We start from the raw sequence: 17523 nt of genomic DNA on the forward strand, positions 1-17523 counted from the left end.
CAGGTGGCGGCCAAAAAGCAAACTAAGCCTTGGTGTTCGCCTTCTTTAAGGCTTTCAGACCTTCGGCGACGGTGACAACCGGCTTGTAGCCCAGCTCGGCACGTGCCTTTGCGCCATTGAGAGTGCAGTCGCGCGACATGACCATTGCAGCATGCGCTGTGAGCGGCGGCACACCTTTCAGTGAAAAAAGGCGCCAGATGCCCTCACAAACCATTCCGCCAATATCGGCAATCCAGGCCGGGATCGACTTGTCGGGAAGAGTGAGGCCGCGGCTCGCTGCCATTCCTGTAATAATGTCCTTCATCGAGATGTTGCCGTCATCAAGGATGAAATAGGCTTCCCCTCCACGTCCCTTTGTCAGTGCCAATTCAATCGCGTGCACGAGATTGTCGATATAGGTTGTGGACGTCATTGCCTTGCCGCCGCCGATCCACATCCATTGGCCGGATTTCGCCATGGCTTCTATGGCTGGCAAGAGCGTCGTATCCCCCGGACCCCAGATAAATCGGGGACGAAGGACGATTGTTTCCATACCGCCCGGCTCATTGGCAGCTCGCACGCGCAATTCTGCTTCGGCTTTGGTCGCGCAATATGGAAAGGGAGAGTTGGGCGAAAGCGGATAAGTCTCATCCGCATTGCGGATATCCTGACCATGAACAATGGCCGCTTCCGTGCCAATATGGATGAATCGCCTGACGCCTGCAGCCCGCGCGGCATCAAGGACACGCTGGGTACCCAGCACATTGGACTTGAACCACGCATCACGCGGCCCCCACGCCTCAACAAAAGCGGCACAGTGGACCACTGCCTTGCAGCCTTTCATGTGCGCAGCCTCCAATGATTCGAGATCACATCGCACCGGCTTGGCTCCCATGCCCATGATGGCAGCGTCGGAGCGCTCGGACCGCGACATGGCCACAACCTTGTGGCCATGTGCGATCAACGCACGGGTCGCGGCACCACCGACGAAGCCTGATGCTCCAGTCACGAATATCTGCATCAGTCGTCTCCCATTGGCCGCGGAAGCAGAAGTGCAAGCAACTTCGCGCGGCATTCCCCATCAATTATCCCGTCTATCGTCCCCGGCCGGAAGCGTCGCTGGAAGGCCCGCACCGCGGCGAGGGGGTCTGTCACATCATAGCCGAAGCGCTCAAGGGCCAGCAGGAAGCCGGCATCGGTCCAGTGGGGATCCATAAGGTTTTTCGTCGGACTAGGCAGCGCCAGTCTCAGTCTAGCCAACCTGTCCCAAGGAAAGAGCTCGCCTGGGTCATCCTTGCGGGCGGGTGCAATGTCCGAATGGCCTACGACATTTCCCCGCGTAATGCGGTAACGCAGCGTCACTTCATGCATCAGGCCGATCAAGGCATCGATCTGGGCGACGGGAAATGGCCGATAACCGAATTCGTGTCCCGGATTGACGATCTCAATCCCCACGCTGGCGGAATTTATGTCCGTGATCCCCCTCCAGAAAGACTTTCCCGCGTGCCAGGCGCGCTTCGATTCATCAACCATCCTTACAATCTGACCGTCTTCCGCGATCAAATAGTGCGCGGAAACCTTCGCTTCGGGATCGCTCAATCGCGCAATGGCCGAAGCGGCATCCGGCATTCCGGTATAATGAAGGACAACCATTGTGACCGGTAACGTCCGGTCGTCAAAGTTGGGCGAAGGCGTATCAATGGTCGCACTCATGATCCTTGCTCTGCCTCCTTCGCCTTGGCCGTTCTGATTGTGACGATCGCAACACCGATCATCACGATCACACCTCCGATAATCATCAGAGATGTCAGCTTGGTGCCAAAATAGAGTGACGAGGCAATGACGGCAATGACAGGTGCAACAAGGGACAGGGGAATGACGCTCGAAACCGGATGGCGCTGCAACAGGAGGCTCATGGCTCCCTGTCCGATTACTGTCGAACCCAGCGCCGAAAAGAGAATCCAGCCAAAGGTCGACAGCGGCAGGGCGGCTAGGCCTGCAAAGCTCTCCGGCTCAAAATAATAGGCGATAGGAAACAAGAATATGGTCCCCATCAGGCCAACCCATGCATAGATTGTCAGAACCGGCGTCCCGATCAGCCTGCGCTGAATAAGCGAGCAGAACGCCCAGATAAGGCAGGATGCAGCCGTCAGCGCAATGCCCAACTGCTCATGCGCTGCGGCAGGATCGAAGACAAGCATGACTACGCCGCCAAAGGCCAGTGCAATACCGATCATGCGCGGCCCATGAATTTTCTCGCCGAGGAAAAGAACCGCCATGATCAACGAAAAAGGCACGCCAAGCTGGCCCGCGATCGCAAGCGCACTCACGTTGTTTGAAACCGCAAGCGACAAGTTCACGAAAATATAGAAAAGCGCGCCCGACAGGACGCCCAGCACGAGCAATTCGCGCATCCTGCCAGGAATCACCTTGAGCCCCGGCAGGCAAATGATGAGAACCATGACTTGCCGCAGCCAAGCTGCGGTAAGCGGTGACACGAGATCGACGCCCATCTTGACTGCAATCAAGTTGAGACCCCACATCACATTCATGACGCAGGCGATCATGATATCGCGAGCCGTCAGCCCTTCAGGGTGCGCCTGCCTAGTGGCGTTCAACTCCATATCCTCCCCTTATACGTGTTTCGGGTGGATCGAAACGGCTGCTAAGCCGCGCGGATGGTTGCTCCGAAAAGCAAAAATGGCTCGGCGGGGTCAGATGCTTGAATTGCACCTCCACCGGAAGCAGCAAGTTTGTGCGCCAGCCAAGCCGCAGCGGCGCGAGGCGCAAGCTTGTCCTCATCAACCTGTCCGAGAAGAGCAAGGCGCAGTTCCGGGTCCAGTACAAGGCGATCACCTTCCGCGCGAATGGCAATTTCTGTTAGGCCATTTGAGGTTTCTGCGCCGACGTCGAGACGACCCCCTCGAACTAGTGCGTCACCTGCGATCAGCGCCAGATTCAGAAGCAGTTTGATGGCCGGCTTGGACAGGGTCGCATCTTCTACAAGCCAGCCAAGCTGAATGCGCCCCCCACCCCCGAACAGGCCCTCTATCGCTGTCTTTGCCTCTCTCGCATCGACCTGATCGCCGAAGCCGCCAGCAGCTCCAAAGGCAAGACGAAAGAACTTCAGCTTGTTGGCGGATGCGCGCGCACTGTCCGACAGCAGTTCGAGCACTTTACCGCGCATTTCAGGGTCGTGCTCGTCCGCGAGGAGCTCAATGCCGTTGTTGAGCGCTCCAACCGGGCTCAACATGTCGTGGCAAAGCCTTGAACACAAGAGGCTCGCAAAATCGATTGCATCCATCGCCATGAAATCAAATCCCCCGCTCTGCAGCCCCATTGGCCGATGCTTGGCCCGGTTGCAAGGCAGACCCTTCAGTCGGCTGGTTCAAGTTCGACCTCAGCAAATGCGCCAGAACCGATTGCTCCCCATGCCCGCAGGTTGCCCTGCGCGATAATCACCCAGATTCTGCCCTTTTCGAAGGCTGCATCCCTGTCACAGGGCGAAGGTTCCGCGCGGCCGTTCGGGTGCGAATGGTACCAGCCGATGAGGACTGGGCCGCCAGAGCGCTGGGCCTTGTGGGCCGCAATCAGTGAAGCTGGATCTATTTCAAACGCGATATCAGGTCTGTCAGAAACATTGGCGCACGGCTGGATGGACGTGATTTCCTCACCTGCTCTGCCGAACAGAAGTCCACAAATCTCGCGGCCTGGCGCCGATTCAGCCTCCGCCAGCATTTGCGCCGTCAGCGCCCTTGATATTCGTAAAGCCATCGCCACATCCCTATGCGATGACACAAGGGGGTTCCAGCGTGAACGCAACAATCACGGCTGATATGGACGGCTGGCGGCTGGACCGCGCGCTCGCCGCGCTTGTCCCCTTGTTGTCGCGAGAGCGAATCAAGACACTGATATCATCCGGAGAAGTGCATTCCGGCGGCGTTGCCGTTCGAGACCCTTCGTCAAAGGCACGCACAGGTACAGCCTATGCGCTGACGATCCCTGAACCCCGCGCAGCGACGGCAGAAGCGCAGGATATTCCGCTCGAAATTGTTTATGAAGACGATCACCTTCTGGTGGTGGACAAGCCGGCTGGCCTCGTTGTTCATCCGGCTGCAGGCAACTTCGATGGGACCTTGGTCAACGCCCTGCTGCATCACTGCAGAGGCCGGCTTTCTGGCATTGGCGGTGTAGCGCGTCCCGGTATAGTGCACAGAATAGACAAGGACACCTCGGGCCTTTTGGTCGTGGCCAAGACTGACCGAGCACACGAAGGACTGGCAAAGCAATTTGCCGCGCACAGCATCGAACGGCGATATTTGGCCATTGCCAACGGAATTCCCAACCCCACAACCGGCACGGTCGATGCCCCGCTCGCCAGATCGGCGCAGAATCGCAAGAAAGTTGCGATTGTTGAAGCGGATCGAGGAAAAAGGGCGGTGACGCATTACCGCCTGCTGGAAGCACTCAAGGATGCCGCATTGCTTGAATGCCAGCTCGAAACAGGTCGCACGCATCAGGTGCGCGTGCACATGGCATCCATTGGCCACGCTCTACTCGGCGATCCGGTCTATGGACGGACCAGGCCGGCGCACCGCGAGGTCTTGAAGGAGTTGGGGTTCAATCGTCAGGCGCTGCACGCCGCAGTGATCGGATTTGTTCATCCGGTTGATCGTAAAAATTGCAGGTTCGAAAGCAAAATTCCGGAGGATATGCAGAGACTGTTCAGCATTCTTCGTGTATAAGAGACTCAAGTAAGCGCTCCGTCATCAAGATCGAGGCGCAGGGAGAAGTAGTTAAAATGGCTGCAAAATCAGTCGCTGTTAAATCGAATGTTCCCGCCACAATCCCGTCACTCGGGAGTGAGGCTGGGCTCAATCGCTATCTGGCCGAAATCCGGAAATTTCCGCTGCTTTCGCCAGAAGAGGAATATATGCTCGCAAAGCGCTTTCAGGAACATCAGGATCCCGAGGCGGCTGCGAAGCTTGTCACGAGCCATCTTCGCCTCGTTGCGAAGATTGCCATGGGCTATCGCGGCTATGGCCTTCCGGTGAATGAACTGATTTCCGAAGGCAATATCGGTCTGATGCAAGGTGTGAAGAAGTTCGAGCCCGATAGGGGCTTCCGGCTTGCGACCTATGCTATGTGGTGGATCAAGGCGTCCATACAGGAATTCATCTTGCGCTCCTGGAGCCTCGTCAAGATTGGCACAACGGCTGCGCAAAAGAAATTGTTCTTCAATCTCAGGCGGATGAAGAGCAACCTTGCCGCGTTCGAGGATGGTGATCTGCGCCCCGAAGACGTGAAGAAGATTGCAAAGGACCTGGGCGTCACTGAAGCCGAAGTCGTCAGCATGAACCGCCGCATGTCCAACGGCGGCGATACTTCGCTCAATGTCTCGCTCAATGAAGACGGTGAAGGTCAGTGGCAGGACTCGCTCATGGATACCGGCCCGTTGCAGGACGAGGCCTATGCAGACGCTGAAGAGCGTGTTGTGCGCCATGCCTTGCTGGCAGAAGCCATGACAACGCTCAATCCGCGCGAGCAGGATATTCTCACGGAACGTCGGCTGGTCGAAGACCCTAAGACCCTTGAAGAATTGAGCCAGACGCATGGCGTAAGCCGTGAGCGGGTGCGCCAGATCGAGGTTCGTGCGTTCGAGAAACTGCAAAAGGCGATGATGCGGCTGGCAGGCGAGAAAAAGCTCCTCCCCGCTTAATCGCCATTCTGTGGTGATTGCGGATCTGAAGGACTTGTGCCGGGCATGCACTGGCCGTCTGGCCGCGGCATTTCCCGACAATCCCAGAGGCTCTTTTCCTCACCCTTCGCGGTCAACCGATAGCTGAACAGCGCCGAGCCCTGCCGCGCGCGAAACTCGCCAATGTTTGAAGGCGAAGCGCCCCTGCGCCATCCAAGAACTGTGCAACGCGAGCGATCTCCACACAACGATCGGGCAACGAGAACATAGCTTCCCGGTGCGCGGTTCAGGTCCAGTGTAAGGGCGAATAGCCCCTTGCTCTTATCCGAAGCGGCCAAGGAATTTCCCTTGAGGTTGACTGGGCCATTCGCGGTTTGCTGCAACGGCACTGGCGCTGGATGGTTGGGGCCAAGCTTCTGCAAGCGATCGACAAGCGCGAGGATGTCGGCATCATTAGGCTTCGGCATGACGAAGGCGCCATTCCCTATCGGGGCATGAATAGGAGACAAGGTAGCGAGCTTCGATATCAATGGCTCTGGTAATGGCGGAGGTCGACGCAAGGCCGCCCGCTGCCCCCAAAAGCCACGAAAGCGGAAAAACAGATGAGAACCGATTTGCGCAATCTTGTCGAGCGAACCGCTCCAGTTGGGGACAACCCAATCCGTGTGATAATGCGTGGCAAGCCCGACTGACGGATCAACAACGCCGCGAAGGGCCAATTCAGCAATGGATTGAGCTCTTTCCCAAGCCTTCTCGGATGGCGACCGACGCATGAGTGAGCCATCGCAGGTGAAGGTGAATTGGCACCCGGTTGTCCGATCCTCACCTTGGAAAACCACGCCGCAAACCGTCTTGGGAAATGCGGGGTGCATCAATCGATTGAGCACCACTTGTGCGACGCTGCGTTCGCCGGCGGCATCATCGCCCGCCTCGTACCAGGCAGCAGACGCCAAACAGTCACGCGCCCGTTCAAAGTCCGCATTCTTGCGCCCAAAATAATAGGGCAGCGCCCGAACCAGCGGCCCTTTCGCAAAAGGGATTGCAGCATTGATGGCACGCGCGCGCTCCGGAGCAATTTGGAGCAGTTCAACAGGCGCAATTTCGGGCGGGCGGGCAACCACGATCTTGGACTTTCCAGCTTCTCCCGGTGAATGGCGGTCGGGCAACGAGAATATCCAGAGGGTAAGTGGAACCAAAATTAACAGGGCAAGGATCGCCCACCACATCGCAGCATTCGCTCTTCGCCAAGCGTTTTGCATTGCGCTGGCCCAACCAGGGATGATGTCAAAAGCCTTCACAATCCGTCTAGTATCGCATCTGGCGAGTAGCCGCTCCAACCAATTTTGCGATTCTGCTCAAAGGATTTCCTCCGGTAACGGGGACTTGCACGCTGACGATGGCGCTGCTTAGGTGACAAAATGGCAGTGCGCAGAAACAAGAATTTCGTCCGCCGTGCGAGCAGAATCCTTGGACGGGGTGTGCTCTATTTCGTTGTCGGCTCAATCCTCTGGGTCGTGGTATACAAATTTGTGCCGCCGCCAATTACATTGACAATGATGGGCGACGTGCTGTCCGGCCACAGCCTCCACAAGGACTGGATGAGCCTTTCTGCGATGGACCCCGACATGGCGCGCGCCGCCATTGCTGGTGAAGACGGAAAATTCTGCACCCATGGCGGTTTCGATCGCGAGGCAATACTCAAAGCTGCTGCCCGAAATGCCCGGGGCGGTCGCATTCGTGGCGGATCGACGATCAGCCAGCAGACAGCCAAGAACGCCTTTCTCTGGCAAGGTGGCGGCTTCTTCAGGAAGGGCCTTGAAGCCTGGTTCACCCTTCTGATCGAAACCGTGTGGGGAAAGCGGCGGATCATGGAAGTCTATCTCAACATCGCGGAAACCGGTATTGGCACTTATGGGGCCAACGCGGGCGCGCAACGCTACTTCGGTCATGACGCAAGTGATCTTACGCCAACGGAGGCGGCGCGCATTGCGGCGATCTTGCCGCTCCCCAAAAAGCGCGATGCTGTCGCGCCAAAGGGGTTCACCCGGCGCCACGGCAACCGTTTGGCGGCCAATGTCGGCGTGGTCAGGCGAGACGCGCTGGACGCGTGTTTGCGGTAGTCGACGCATCCGGCGATCTATACCGTCGAGTAACGGTACACATGCTGATGGAGAAGTGCGCAGTGAAAAGACAATTCAGGACCAGTCAAAACTTCCGCGCGGCTCTTCTTGGCTTTTGTGCCATGTGTCTGGGGGCTGCTGCACAGGCGCGAGATATCGTCATTCATGCAGGCAACTTGCTGGATGGTCAGTCGCAGGCGCCCAGACATCAAGTCTCGATATTGGTTCATGACGACCGTATCACAGCCGTGCGCGACGGCTTCTTAAGTCCCGCAGGAAGTGAAATAATCGACCTTTCGGGCGAGACGGTCATGCCTGGCTTTATCGATTGCCACATTCATATCTCAGCGACCCTGCCGAGCCGCAGCAATGCCTTGGAATATTGGCTGACACACAATGATATTGATCGTGCATTCGACGGCGCAAGATTTGCCCGTGCGATGCTTCAGCAGGGTTTCACAAGCGCGCGTGACGTCGGAGGCGGCGACGATACAGTCTCGCTCAAGAACGCAATTGCCGAAGGAAAAGTTGCCGGACCACGCTTGTGGGTATCGCTTGAGCCCCTCGGCCCGACTGCTGGCCATGGGGATATGCGCAGCGGCCTTGATGCGCGGCTAGATCACCCTGATTGGTCGAATGGGATTGCGGATACCGTCGATATGGCGCGGCTGAAGGTTCGCGAGCACAAGCGCCGCGGAGCCGACCTGATCAAGATCATGCCTTCCGGGGGCATTGCGTCTACGGGCGATGATCCAAATCAACAATTGATGACAGACGCCGAAATGCAGACCGCGATCGAAACGGCGCATGCGCTGGGCATGAAAGTGGCTGCTCATATCTATCCTGCCGGAGCCATCGAAGCCGCGGTGCGGGCGGGTGTCGATTCTGTTGAACACGGATCATTTGGCACCGCGCAGACTTTTGCACTGATGAAAGCCCATGGCACATACCTCGTGCCGACCCTGACCGTCTTTGACATCTTTTATGCCACTGCCCGCGACCATCCGGAGCTTCTGCAACCAGGCACGGCCGCAAAGGAACTGGCCAACGACCTTCTGCCGGCTAGGAACTTTCCGGTGGCGCTGCGCTCGGGGGTGAAAATTGCCTTTGGCAGCGATATCGGCGAAGGCGACCATTCAGCAGAATTTCGATTGATGATCTCAGCCGGAATGACCCCTCTGGAGGCATTGTTCGCAGCAACGCGCAATGCGGCCGATCTGATTGGCGCAGCAAGCGATGTCGGGTCGATCCAACCCGGGCGATATGCAGACATCGTTGCGACGAAGGGCGATCCGCTCTCGAGCCCGGCGCAATTCGGCAAGATAGATTTTGTCATGAAAGGCGGCGAAATCTACCGCGCCAACGGACTGCCCACACCTCAACCCTGACGAGAACCTTCATCATGTGGATCGCCGAACTGCAAATCAGAAGGGCAGTTTGAAACCCGGAGGCAGTGGCAGACCGCTAGTCATCTTGCTCATTTCCTCGTTCGAAACTGCATCGGCGCGCGCACGCGCGTCATTGATTGCAGCAGCAATCAGATCCTCGACGATCTGCTTTTCGGATGGATTGAGAAGGCTTTCATCAATCGTTACGCCCAGTATGCGACCTTTGGCCGTGGCACGAATCTTGACCAGTCCCCCGCCCGCAACGCCCTCGACCTCTATGGTATCGAGATTGGCCTGCGCCTGCCCCATCTGCTCCTGAACATTCTGGGCCATCTTGATGATATCATCGAGCGACTTCATGCAATCACACTCCGTTGTTCCTGGCGTTCAAAATCAATCAATTCGGCATCGGGGAATGCTCGCATCGCGGCCATAACGGCGGGGTCGGCGAGGATCGCATCCCTCGCTTCATTTTCGCGCTGACGGTCCTGGTCAAGCAGCGATGGCGCCGCACGCTCTTCGGTCAACTGGACCTGCCACGCCATGCCCGTGAGCGATTTGAGAGCCGCCGTCAGGTCCCGGACGAAATCTTCGGGGAGCGGCTTCACTTGCGCCAGATCAAGCTCAGGCGGCGCATATCGCAACAGCCCTGTGAAATCATGGAGTTGCTGCCCCATATGCGGCTTCCCGTTGGCCTCAAGCATGGAAATCAGGGCTGGAAAATCCCTTGGGACGGGGAGCAGGGTTGCGGTCGGGCCACCAGAAGCCGACGGAACCGACGGCGCCTGCCCTGTCACCATTTGCCCCGCTTCAAGTTTGCGTGCCAGTTCGCCCGGATCCGGCAATTGGCTTGCGTGAATAATCCGCAGCAGGGCCATATCAGCCGCCTCGCCCGGATGCGCGGCGCGAGAAACCTCGTCGTGTCCCTTCAGAAGCAGCTGCCAGATGCGATGCAACATAGCGAAAGAGAGGCTTGAGGCCCAGCTTTCAAGCGCTTCTCGCTCTTCAGCCGACTGTGTTGCATCGATGGGCGCGCCGACCTTTGCAAGTGTCGTCCGGTGTGTCAGCTCAAGCAATCCGCGAAGTACAGCAGCAGGTTCGACACCTAGGTCCCGCTGTTCCTGCAATGCCATGAGCGCGCTGGCACTATCCCCGGCCAACAAGGTGCCAAAGAGCTTGCGAATGGCGCCGCGGTCTGACAGCCCAAGCATATCTCGCACTTGTCGTGCCGAAACTGCCCCTCCCCCGTCCAAAGCGGCGTGGGCAATTGCCTGATCCAGGATCGACAAACCGTCACGGACCGATCCTTCGGCGGCACTTGCGATGAGTGCAAGCGCCTCGTCTTCAGCAGCCACGCCTTCTGCCTGCACAACTGCAGCAAAATGCTTCGCAAGTGCCGCAGCCGAAATCCTTCGCAGGTCAAAGCGCTGACAGCGTGAAAGCACCGTTACGGGCACTTTGTTGACTTCTGTCGTTGCGAACAGGAACTTCACGTGCGGCGGTGGTTCTTCAAGGGTTTTCAGAAGCGCGTTGAAGGCGTTCTTGGACAACATGTGAACTTCGTCGATGATGTAGACCTTGTAGCGCGCCGAAACCGCAGAATAGCGCACAGCTTCGATAATTTCGCGGACATCGTCGACGCCCGTATTTGATGCCGCGTCCATCTCAACCACGTCCATATGCCGACCTTCGGCAATGGCGACACAGGCTTCGCATTCGTTACAGGGGTCAATCGTCGGGCCTTTTTCGCAGTTCAAAGCCTTGGCAATGAGGCGCGCTGTAGATGTCTTCCCAACCCCGCGAACGCCAGTCAGCAGGAATGCATGTGCCAGGCGGTCCCGCTTGATGGCATTGCCCAGCGTCGTGACCATCGCATCCTGACCAATGAGCTCGCTGAACCGCTGAGGTCGGTATTTGCGCGCGAGCACACGATAGGCTCCAGAAAGCGCTGGCTGAGGCGGTTCACCAAGATCGAATGATTCTGACATAACCCACTCTATGCACAGCACGGGTCTTTGTCGAAGGGGGAAAGTAGGAGCCGGGCGACCCGATACGAATTCGTTGTGGCTGCTTCCTTCCGGACCTGACCAGGTTGGCGAGTGCACCGTCCGCCCGACTCCCGCCGCGCATATGGTCGCAGCGGAGGCAAAAATCAACGTCCCTGCATGTTGCGGCTTTCTGGCGGGATTCGCACAGTCAGACCATCGAGATCCGCACTCAGAAGAATCTGGCAGGCCAATCGGCTATGGCGGGTGGCACACGCAGCAAGGTCAAGAATATCCTCCTCCTCGTCGCTAGCCTTGGGAAGCCTGGAAAACCAGTCAGCATCGACGATGACATGACAGGTCGAACAGGCCATCTGGCCTTCGCAGGTCCCTTCGAGGGGCTGCCCAATGCCCTGTCCGACCTCAAGCAGGGAAATGCCTTCCGATCCCTCACCCTCCGAGATTGTTTGGCCATCTGCACTTTCGAAACGAACACGGATCATGCCGCGATGGCCATCTGTCCGTCTGCGGCATGGAAGATCAGCCTCAACGCTTCACGAAGCTCCGCCACTGTTGTGTAACGACCAAAGCCAAGCCGGATCGAGGAACGTGCCTCGCGGTCATCCAACCCGATGGCCTTCAAGACGTGGCTCGGCCTGCCAGATCCGCTTGCGCAGGCGGAGCCCGCCGAAAAGGCGATCATGCGCAAATCTGAAATCAGCCGCGAGGCATCAAGACCGTCTCGCCTCAAGTTGAGGTTGCCCTTGTAGCGCGGCGTCGTGGCACCGTTGATTAGCCAACCCTTCGGCAACATGCCGATGGCCACGTCCCAGAGATGCTGCACATGGATCGCGTCGGCCTCTTGCCTCTGCTGGGCGACCTTCGCTGCCACACCAAATCCGGCGCAAAGTGCCGGGGAGAGTGTGCCGGAGCGAAGCCCGCCCTCTTGGCCACCCCCGTGGATGAGTGGCTCGATCTCGATACCGTTGCGCACCCACAGGGCTCCAACGCCCTTGGGCCCGTGAATCTTGTGGGCGCTGATTGCGATGAGGTCCGGCCCGTCAGGAATGTCCGTCCGGCCGAAGCCTTGAACAGCATCGCACAGAAACAACGCACCGACATTATGTGCAGCTTCAGCCAATTCGGAGATCGGTTGAATTACGCCGATTTCATTATTGACCAGCATCGCCGAAACCAGTTGCGTGCCCTTTGGAATCTTGAAGCCAGGAACAAGCAGGCCGTCCGATGCAACGGGCAATAGTCCAACCTTGCGGCGGTCCTTCTGGAGCCAGAGTGCAGTATCCCGAACAGCTGCATGTTCTGTTTCCGCTATCAATAGTCCACCGCGCCCCGGAATGCCCCGAAGAGCCCAGTTCAGGGCTTCAGTTGCTCCACTCGTGAAAAAGACTCTTCCCCCCTTTGGCAACAGATCCGCAATTGCTTCACGCGCCAGTTCTATTGCGGCTGCGGCTTCCCTGCCCATCTTGTGAATCGAATGGGGATTGGCAAATTTTTCGTCCAGCCACGGTCGCATGGCAACGCGGACTTCGGGTGCAAGCGGGGTTGTTGCCTGATAGTCAAGATATATGGTCACGGTGATATACGTTTCCACGCCTCGATGAATCGGTAAATGTCTGCGCGGCTCGTGTCAGGGCCAAAACTCGCACGGACTGTCTCACCGGCCTCGATTTCATCCCAACCTTGTGCCGCCAACACCCGGCTGGACTTCAAGGTTCCCGAAGAACAGGCGCTCCCGGCCGACACCGCTATACCCGCCATATCGAACTGGATCAGCTGTGCCGACGCCGCCTTGCCAGGCATCCGGTAACTCGCGATGGTGGCAATTCTTGGACTCGATTTTGAGACAATTACACCTCCCGCCCCTTCAATCGCCCCATCGAGATGTGATCGGAGGTCGGCGGCCCGTGACAGCCATGCGCGGCTAGCTTCACAAGCCGCTGCAAATCCCATTGCACCCGGTAGGTTCTCAGTTCCCGCCCGATAGCCTTTTTCCTGTCCCCCGGACGGTGCGATGAGCCCAAGATCTCGGATCAGGAGTGCGCCAATGCCGGGTGGCCCGCCAAGTTTGTGCGCAGAAACAGCGATGATATCTGCATCTGGCAATGCCAGCTTGCCAGCAGTTTGGGCGCAATCGGCCATCAGGATGCCTCCCGCCTTGCGCACGACTGGTGCAAGCTCCTCAAGCGGCTGGATGACCCCCGTTTCATTATTGGCATGCTGGATAGCAACCAGAGGCTGCTTGGCGCCGAGCGCAGCCAGTCGACCGAACAGTGCATCACGCGCCACGAGCCCTTCAGCCCCAACGGGCAAGAAATAGGCTTCTGGTACCGAACGATGCACGGCTTCATGCTCGACTGCTGACACGATAAAGGCATCGGCGACGCAACGCCCAAGACCAATGGCCAAGGCTTCGCTTGCTCCGCTGGTAAAAATCAGCTCATGCTCCCAATCAAGCGCAGCTTTGATCCGGCTCCGGGCATCTTCAAGCGCTGCTCTGGCTGCGCGACCTTCGGCGTGCGGCGAAGACGAATTTGCCCACAGTTTCAGGCCATCCAGCATCGCCTGACGAGCAACAGGAAGAACATGAGTCGTCGCTGCATGATCGAGATAAAGACGTTCGTTCAATTGCCTTGTTCCGAATGATTGCGAAATGGACCCGCCTTCCTATATAGGCGCCAACAAGTTCGCACAGCCCGTTCTGTGCATCGTTCGAACAAAGTCTGCGAGTGATCCATGCCAGAAGTGATTTTCCCCGGCCCCGAAGGTCGGCTTGAAGGACGTTTCAACCCCGGCCCGCGCCCGCGTGCGCCCGTTGCCATGATCTTGCATCCGCATCCCCAAGGCGGCGGCACGATGAACAACCGTATAGTCCAGTCGCTGTACCAGACTTTCGTGCGCCGCGGATTTGCGACACTGCGTTTCAACTTTCGCGGTGTTGGAAAGTCGCAGGGCAGCTTTGATAGTGGCATTGGCGAGCTATCGGATGCGGCTTCCGCGCTCGATTGGGTCCAGTCCATCCATCCCGAGGCCCAAACCACCTGGATTGCCGGCTACAGCTTTGGCGCCCTGATTGGCATGCAGCTTCTCATGCGTCGCCCGGAAATCAAGGGCTTCATCTCCATTGCGCCGCCAGCGAACATGTATGATTTCACCTTCCTGGCTCCGTGTCCGTCCTCCGGCATCATAATTCAGGGCACGGGCGATGAAGTCGTCACGCCGAGTTCAGTACAGAAGCTGGTGGACAAGCTCCGAACGCAAAAGCACATCACGATTCATCACGATGAAATCCGTAACGCCAATCATTTCTTCGAGAATGAGCAGGCAGAATTGATGGCGTCGGTCGACAAATACCTCGATATGCGCCTTGATCCGCAATCACCCATCCGATGAGGACTTGTCATGACGGATATGGAAGAGACCCTTCTGGGCCTGTTTACTGAAGTCGCAATCATAGAGCACCTCGCACGCACACGAATCGAGCGCACTAGCGACCATCCGGCCAGCGCAGGCGAATTTGGCATATTGAACTATTTCAACCGGACACATCCCGATCCTGACACGATCGGGGGGATTGCCTGGGCGTTCCAGGAAGACGAAGGCCACACGGCAAGCAAGATCGCTTCACTCGAAGCCAAGGGATATGTGACAGTCACGCCCCCGCTCAGTCGGGAGAGCAATGCCGTCGTCTTTGTGACTGAAGCCGGACGCGAAGCTCAGGAAGAAAAGATCCAGTCCATGGCGCCAGAGTTCGAACAGCTGGTGGCCGAGATCCCCAGCGCTGACCTCGCGACAACTGTCAGGACATTGCGTGAAATTCGCTTGACGTTGGACCATTTGCCTGACCGCTGACGATCATGATGGCCATGTCCAAATAAGAATATTGCCAAAGAGGACCAAGGCAGCCACCAGCATAAGGGCTGCACGTTTGTGATCAGTGCCACTTCGCAGCAGGAAAATCCCGCCCCAAACGAGGGCGATCACCGCCAACATGGCCACCGAAAGCAAAACGTCGAAGGTCGTCTGAGAAACCATCTGTAAATCTAGCCCTTCGTCATCTCAGCGAAGACCGCCGGTTCAACATTTCCCCCGGATAACATGACAAGAGTTCTGCCGGCAGGCAGGACCTTTTCGCTCAGCAAAGCCGCTAGTCCTGCAGCTCCCCCGGGTTCCAGTGTCAGCCCGAGCGTATCGTGAGCGAAGCGCATTGCCATACCAATCTCTCTTTCGGATACGGCAACCCCCTTGGCCCGGCGGGATCGCAACACTCCGAAAGTCAGTGGCGAGACGCGCAGCGTCTGCAGGGCATCGCATGATGTTGACGGCGGATTCGGCCCGACCGGAACTATGACTCCGCCTTCAAGCGAGCGCTTCATATCGTCCCAGCCCTCGGGCTCCGAAATGGCAATTTGGGCATGTGGGGCCGAAAGCGCGAGACCTGCGGCCAAGCCTCCTCCTCCGCATGGCGTTACGATCAGGTCGGGTTCGAAACCCAGCTGATTGATTGCCTCCAGGCCGGCACTTCCCTGACCCTCGATAATCCAGGGATCATCAAAACTCGGCACTACCGTTGCGCCGCTTTTTGAAGCAATCTGCGCCGCAATTTCGGCACGATCTTCCGTCGCCCGATCATAGAAAATGATTTCCGCACCCCATGACCTTGTCGCTTCAACCTTGATCGGCGGTGCATCACGGGGAATCACAATTGTTGCAGCGATGCCAAGCCGCGCGGCCGCCCAAGCCACGCCCTGCGCATGATTGCCGCTCGAAAATGCAACCACACCACGAGCCCTTTCGGCTTCGGAAAGATCCGTCAGCCGATGCCACGCACCCCTCAGCTTGAAGGCACCAATCGGCAGCAACGAATCGGCCTTGGCCCAAACCTGTGCGCCATTGATCTCGAACAGCTTCACCGGCGTCGGTGGCAAAATGGCCGAGACTTTTTCATACGCTCGCAAGACCCCCGGAAATCCGGGATTTCTGATGGAAGATTCTGCAACACTCATGGACCAGCATTTGCCCATGCAGTTATGCTTTACAAGGGGGGGCACAGTTCATATATCGCCTGCCGCTGCCCCAAGGGGACTTCCAATAACCGTAAGGCAGCCTTGCTTGAACTGAATCCATTTGGAGGTCCCTTGAATTGCACACGCACCATAGCGCGCTGGGGCTAGCGACTGCCCTGCGACCGGCCCAACCGGTCACGCTCATCCGTCCGCATGCCGCAGTGCGTGCTGCCCGATTCTTCGTTGAGAAGTTTCCGGGTAAGTCGCTCTATGCAGTGAAGGCCAATCCGTCGCCCGACCTGATCAGGCTTTTGTGGGAGAGCGGAATCACGCACTTCGATACAGCCTCGCTCAATGAGGTTCGTCTTGTTCGCGAAATCGCACCGGATGCGACGCTGTGCTTCATGCATCCAATCAAGGCTGAAGAAGCGATCGCCGAAGCTTATGTCGAACACGGCGTTCGCATATTTTCGCTCGACTCGATTGAAGAGCTGGACAAGATCGTACGGGCCACGAAGGGCGCGACGGACTTGACCCTGTGCGTCCGCATTCGCGTCTCTTCTGAACATTCCAAGCTTAGTCTTGCTGCGAAGTTCGGTGCAGATCCTGCTGAAATGAAACAGCTTCTGATTGCGACGAGACAGGTCGCCGACGCTTTGGGCATTTGCTTTCATGTAGGCAGCCAGGCAATGTCACCAAAAGCCTATGTGGATGCAATGGAACGCGTTCGGGCAGCGATTGTCGAATCAGCAGTGACGGTGGACGTGGTCGATGTCGGCGGCGGTTTCCCCAGCGTCTACCCGGATATGGAGCCGCCGGCACTTGAGCATTATTTCGATGCTATTCACCGTTCGTTCGAAGATCTGCCGGTCAGCTATTCCTCTGAACTTTGGTGCGAGCCCGGCCGGGCGCTTTGCGCTGAATATTCTTCCCTGATCGTCCGTGTTGAGCGGCGGCGTGGCAATGAGCTCTATATCAACGACGGCGCCTATGGCGCACTCTATGATGCCGCACATGTCGGCTGGCGCTTTCCGGTCCAGCTCTTGGGGGAACCGCAATCAGACACGCGCGATATGGCGTTCAGTTTCTATGGCCCGACATGCGACGACGCTGATCATATGGCTGGTCCCTTTTTGCTGCCTGCCGACACCACCGCAGGGGATTATATCGAGATCGGCATGCTTGGGGCCTATGGCTGCGCAATGCGAACCGGATTCAACGGATTTGGCAATGGCGACACGCATATCGTGACTGACGAGCCAATGGCATCGCTCTACATGGAAGAGATGGAAGCTACGCTTTCGTCAAACGTCGTAAAGCTGTAACGCT

19 protein-coding genes and 1 other RNA gene are annotated in these 17523 nt (G+C 57.7%); 7 read left to right on the forward strand and 13 right to left on the reverse strand.

The window, feature by feature from the left end; genetic code table 11:
• Positions 1 to 22 precede the first annotated feature (22 nt).
• The 5 genes from K0O24_RS14170 to K0O24_RS14190 all read right to left on the reverse strand — a co-directional run bounded on the left by K0O24_RS14170 (position 23) and on the right by K0O24_RS14190 (position 3753).
• Positions 23 to 1000, reverse strand: a complete 978-nt coding sequence (locus K0O24_RS14170; protein WP_219893350.1) for an NAD-dependent epimerase/dehydratase family protein — start codon at positions 998 to 1000, stop codon at positions 23 to 25.
• Positions 1000 to 1692, reverse strand: a complete 693-nt coding sequence (locus K0O24_RS14175; protein WP_219893351.1) for an N-acetylmuramoyl-L-alanine amidase — start codon at positions 1690 to 1692, stop codon at positions 1000 to 1002. Before K0O24_RS14175 ends, K0O24_RS14170 begins: the two co-directional genes overlap by 1 nt.
• Positions 1689 to 2603, reverse strand: a complete 915-nt coding sequence (locus tag K0O24_RS14180; RefSeq protein ID WP_219893352.1) for a DMT family transporter — start codon at positions 2601 to 2603, stop codon at positions 1689 to 1691. Before K0O24_RS14180 ends, K0O24_RS14175 begins: the two co-directional genes overlap by 4 nt.
• Before the next feature lie 41 nt (positions 2604 to 2644).
• Positions 2645 to 3289: a histidine phosphotransferase family protein gene (locus K0O24_RS14185; protein ID WP_219895660.1), complete on the reverse strand. Its 645-nt coding sequence runs from the start codon at positions 3287 to 3289 to the stop codon at positions 2645 to 2647.
• Positions 3290 to 3354: 65 nt separating this feature from the next.
• A complete protein-coding gene (locus K0O24_RS14190) occupies positions 3355 to 3753 on the reverse strand; it encodes a M67 family metallopeptidase (RefSeq protein WP_219893353.1) in 399 nt (132 codons plus the stop codon).
• 17 nt (positions 3754 to 3770) lie between these two features.
• Here K0O24_RS14190 and K0O24_RS14195 point away from each other — a divergent pair, with 17 nt between their 5' ends.
• Both K0O24_RS14195 and rpoH read left to right on the forward strand, forming a co-directional pair.
• Positions 3771 to 4724, forward strand: coding sequence for an RluA family pseudouridine synthase (locus K0O24_RS14195; protein WP_219893354.1), 954 nt, complete (start codon positions 3771 to 3773; stop codon positions 4722 to 4724).
• A gap of 56 nt (positions 4725 to 4780) precedes the next feature.
• Positions 4781 to 5698, forward strand: a complete 918-nt coding sequence (rpoH, locus tag K0O24_RS14200) for an RNA polymerase sigma factor RpoH (protein ID WP_219893355.1) — start codon at positions 4781 to 4783, stop codon at positions 5696 to 5698.
• Here rpoH and K0O24_RS14205 read toward each other — a convergent pair.
• Positions 5695 to 6903 (reverse strand): cell wall hydrolase, encoded by a 1209-nt coding sequence (locus K0O24_RS14205; protein ID WP_219893356.1) that lies wholly within the window; start codon positions 6901 to 6903, stop codon positions 5695 to 5697. The genes rpoH and K0O24_RS14205 overlap by 4 nt on opposite strands.
• A 192-nt stretch (positions 6904 to 7095) precedes the next feature.
• Between K0O24_RS14205 and mtgA the strand changes: the two genes are divergently transcribed.
• Together mtgA and K0O24_RS14215 are read left to right on the forward strand one after the other, a co-directional pair.
• Positions 7096 to 7797 carry a monofunctional biosynthetic peptidoglycan transglycosylase gene (gene mtgA / locus K0O24_RS14210; protein WP_219893357.1) on the forward strand — a complete coding sequence of 234 codons (702 nt, stop codon included), beginning with the start codon at positions 7096 to 7098 and terminating at the stop codon, positions 7795 to 7797.
• Positions 7798 to 7859: 62 nt separating this feature from the next.
• Positions 7860 to 9185, forward strand: a complete 1326-nt coding sequence (locus K0O24_RS14215; RefSeq protein ID WP_246611030.1) for an amidohydrolase family protein — start codon at positions 7860 to 7862, stop codon at positions 9183 to 9185.
• Positions 9186 to 9221: 36 nt separating this feature from the next.
• Here the strand turns inward: K0O24_RS14215 and K0O24_RS14220 are convergent, their stop codons facing one another.
• The 6 genes from K0O24_RS14220 to K0O24_RS14245 form a co-directional block, all read right to left on the reverse strand.
• Entirely contained in the window at positions 9222 to 9545 is a 324-nt protein-coding gene (locus tag K0O24_RS14220) for a YbaB/EbfC family nucleoid-associated protein (protein WP_219893358.1), read from the reverse strand.
• Positions 9542 to 11173, reverse strand: a complete 1632-nt coding sequence (locus tag K0O24_RS14225) for a DNA polymerase III subunit gamma/tau (RefSeq protein ID WP_219893359.1) — start codon at positions 11171 to 11173, stop codon at positions 9542 to 9544. Before K0O24_RS14225 ends, K0O24_RS14220 begins: the two co-directional genes overlap by 4 nt.
• 40 nt (positions 11174 to 11213) lie before the next feature.
• Positions 11214 to 11308: signal recognition particle sRNA small type (gene ffs, locus K0O24_RS14230), an RNA gene on the reverse strand.
• A gap of 29 nt (positions 11309 to 11337) precedes the next feature.
• Positions 11338 to 11673: a 2Fe-2S iron-sulfur cluster-binding protein gene (locus K0O24_RS14235; RefSeq protein WP_219893360.1), complete on the reverse strand. Its 336-nt coding sequence runs from the start codon at positions 11671 to 11673 to the stop codon at positions 11338 to 11340.
• Entirely contained in the window at positions 11670 to 12764 is a 1095-nt protein-coding gene (locus tag K0O24_RS14240; RefSeq protein WP_219893361.1) for a cysteine desulfurase family protein, read from the reverse strand. The genes K0O24_RS14235 and K0O24_RS14240 overlap by 4 nt, the downstream gene beginning before the upstream one ends.
• Positions 12761 to 13816: a cysteine desulfurase family protein gene (locus tag K0O24_RS14245; RefSeq protein ID WP_219893362.1), complete on the reverse strand. Its 1056-nt coding sequence runs from the start codon at positions 13814 to 13816 to the stop codon at positions 12761 to 12763. The genes K0O24_RS14240 and K0O24_RS14245 overlap by 4 nt, the downstream gene beginning before the upstream one ends.
• Before the next feature lie 108 nt (positions 13817 to 13924).
• Between K0O24_RS14245 and K0O24_RS14250 the strand changes: the two genes are divergently transcribed.
• Both K0O24_RS14250 and K0O24_RS14255 read left to right on the forward strand, forming a co-directional pair.
• Complete coding sequence (locus tag K0O24_RS14250; RefSeq protein ID WP_219893363.1) at positions 13925 to 14581, forward strand: alpha/beta hydrolase; 657 nt, start codon at positions 13925 to 13927, stop codon at positions 14579 to 14581.
• A gap of 9 nt (positions 14582 to 14590) precedes the next feature.
• Positions 14591 to 15040 (forward strand): MarR family winged helix-turn-helix transcriptional regulator, encoded by a 450-nt coding sequence (locus K0O24_RS14255; RefSeq protein ID WP_219893364.1) that lies wholly within the window; start codon positions 14591 to 14593, stop codon positions 15038 to 15040.
• A gap of 191 nt (positions 15041 to 15231) precedes the next feature.
• Here the strand turns inward: K0O24_RS14255 and K0O24_RS14260 are convergent, their stop codons facing one another.
• Entirely contained in the window at positions 15232 to 16194 is a 963-nt protein-coding gene (locus K0O24_RS14260) for a threonine ammonia-lyase (RefSeq protein ID WP_219893365.1), read from the reverse strand.
• Between the two features lie 137 nt (positions 16195 to 16331).
• On the opposite strand from K0O24_RS14260, the gene K0O24_RS14265 reads away from it, so the two are divergent.
• Positions 16332 to 17519: a type III PLP-dependent enzyme gene (locus tag K0O24_RS14265; RefSeq protein WP_219893366.1), complete on the forward strand. Its 1188-nt coding sequence runs from the start codon at positions 16332 to 16334 to the stop codon at positions 17517 to 17519.
• The last annotated feature ends 4 nt before the right edge of the window (positions 17520 to 17523 follow it).

The organism is Aquisediminimonas profunda (assembly GCF_019443285.1).
GTDB lineage: Bacteria > Pseudomonadota > Alphaproteobacteria > Sphingomonadales > Sphingomonadaceae > Aquisediminimonas > Aquisediminimonas profunda.

Bases quoted from the DNA above. Each gene is read 5' to 3' on its own strand.
- K0O24_RS14235 (WP_219893360.1), bottom strand. From the start codon at position 11,673: ATGATCCGTGTTCGTTTCGAAAGTGCAGATGGCCAAACAATCTCGGAG.
- K0O24_RS14220 (WP_219893358.1), bottom strand. From the start codon at position 9,545: ATGAAGTCGCTCGATGATATCATCAAGATGGCCCAGAATGTTCAGGAG.
- mtgA (WP_219893357.1), top strand. From the start codon at position 7,096: ATGGCAGTGCGCAGAAACAAGAATTTCGTCCGCCGTGCGAGCAGAATC.
- K0O24_RS14175 (WP_219893351.1), bottom strand. From the start codon at position 1,692: ATGAGTGCGACCATTGATACGCCTTCGCCCAACTTTGACGACCGGACG.
- K0O24_RS14255 (WP_219893364.1), top strand. From the start codon at position 14,591: ATGACGGATATGGAAGAGACCCTTCTGGGCCTGTTTACTGAAGTCGCA.
- K0O24_RS14205 (WP_219893356.1), bottom strand. From the start codon at position 6,903: ATGTGGTGGGCGATCCTTGCCCTGTTAATTTTGGTTCCACTTACCCTC.
- K0O24_RS14180 (WP_219893352.1), bottom strand. From the start codon at position 2,603: ATGGAGTTGAACGCCACTAGGCAGGCGCACCCTGAAGGGCTGACGGCT.
- K0O24_RS14185 (WP_219895660.1), bottom strand. From the start codon at position 3,289: ATGGCGATGGATGCAATCGATTTTGCGAGCCTCTTGTGTTCAAGGCTT.
- K0O24_RS14260 (WP_219893365.1), bottom strand. From the start codon at position 16,194: ATGAGTGTTGCAGAATCTTCCATCAGAAATCCCGGATTTCCGGGGGTC.
- rpoH (WP_219893355.1), top strand. From the start codon at position 4,781: ATGGCTGCAAAATCAGTCGCTGTTAAATCGAATGTTCCCGCCACAATC.
- K0O24_RS14190 (WP_219893353.1), bottom strand. From the start codon at position 3,753: ATGGCTTTACGAATATCAAGGGCGCTGACGGCGCAAATGCTGGCGGAG.
- K0O24_RS14195 (WP_219893354.1), top strand. From the start codon at position 3,771: ATGACACAAGGGGGTTCCAGCGTGAACGCAACAATCACGGCTGATATG.
- K0O24_RS14225 (WP_219893359.1), bottom strand. From the start codon at position 11,173: ATGTCAGAATCATTCGATCTTGGTGAACCGCCTCAGCCAGCGCTTTCT.
- K0O24_RS14250 (WP_219893363.1), top strand. From the start codon at position 13,925: ATGCCAGAAGTGATTTTCCCCGGCCCCGAAGGTCGGCTTGAAGGACGT.
- K0O24_RS14170 (WP_219893350.1), bottom strand. From the start codon at position 1,000: ATGCAGATATTCGTGACTGGAGCATCAGGCTTCGTCGGTGGTGCCGCG.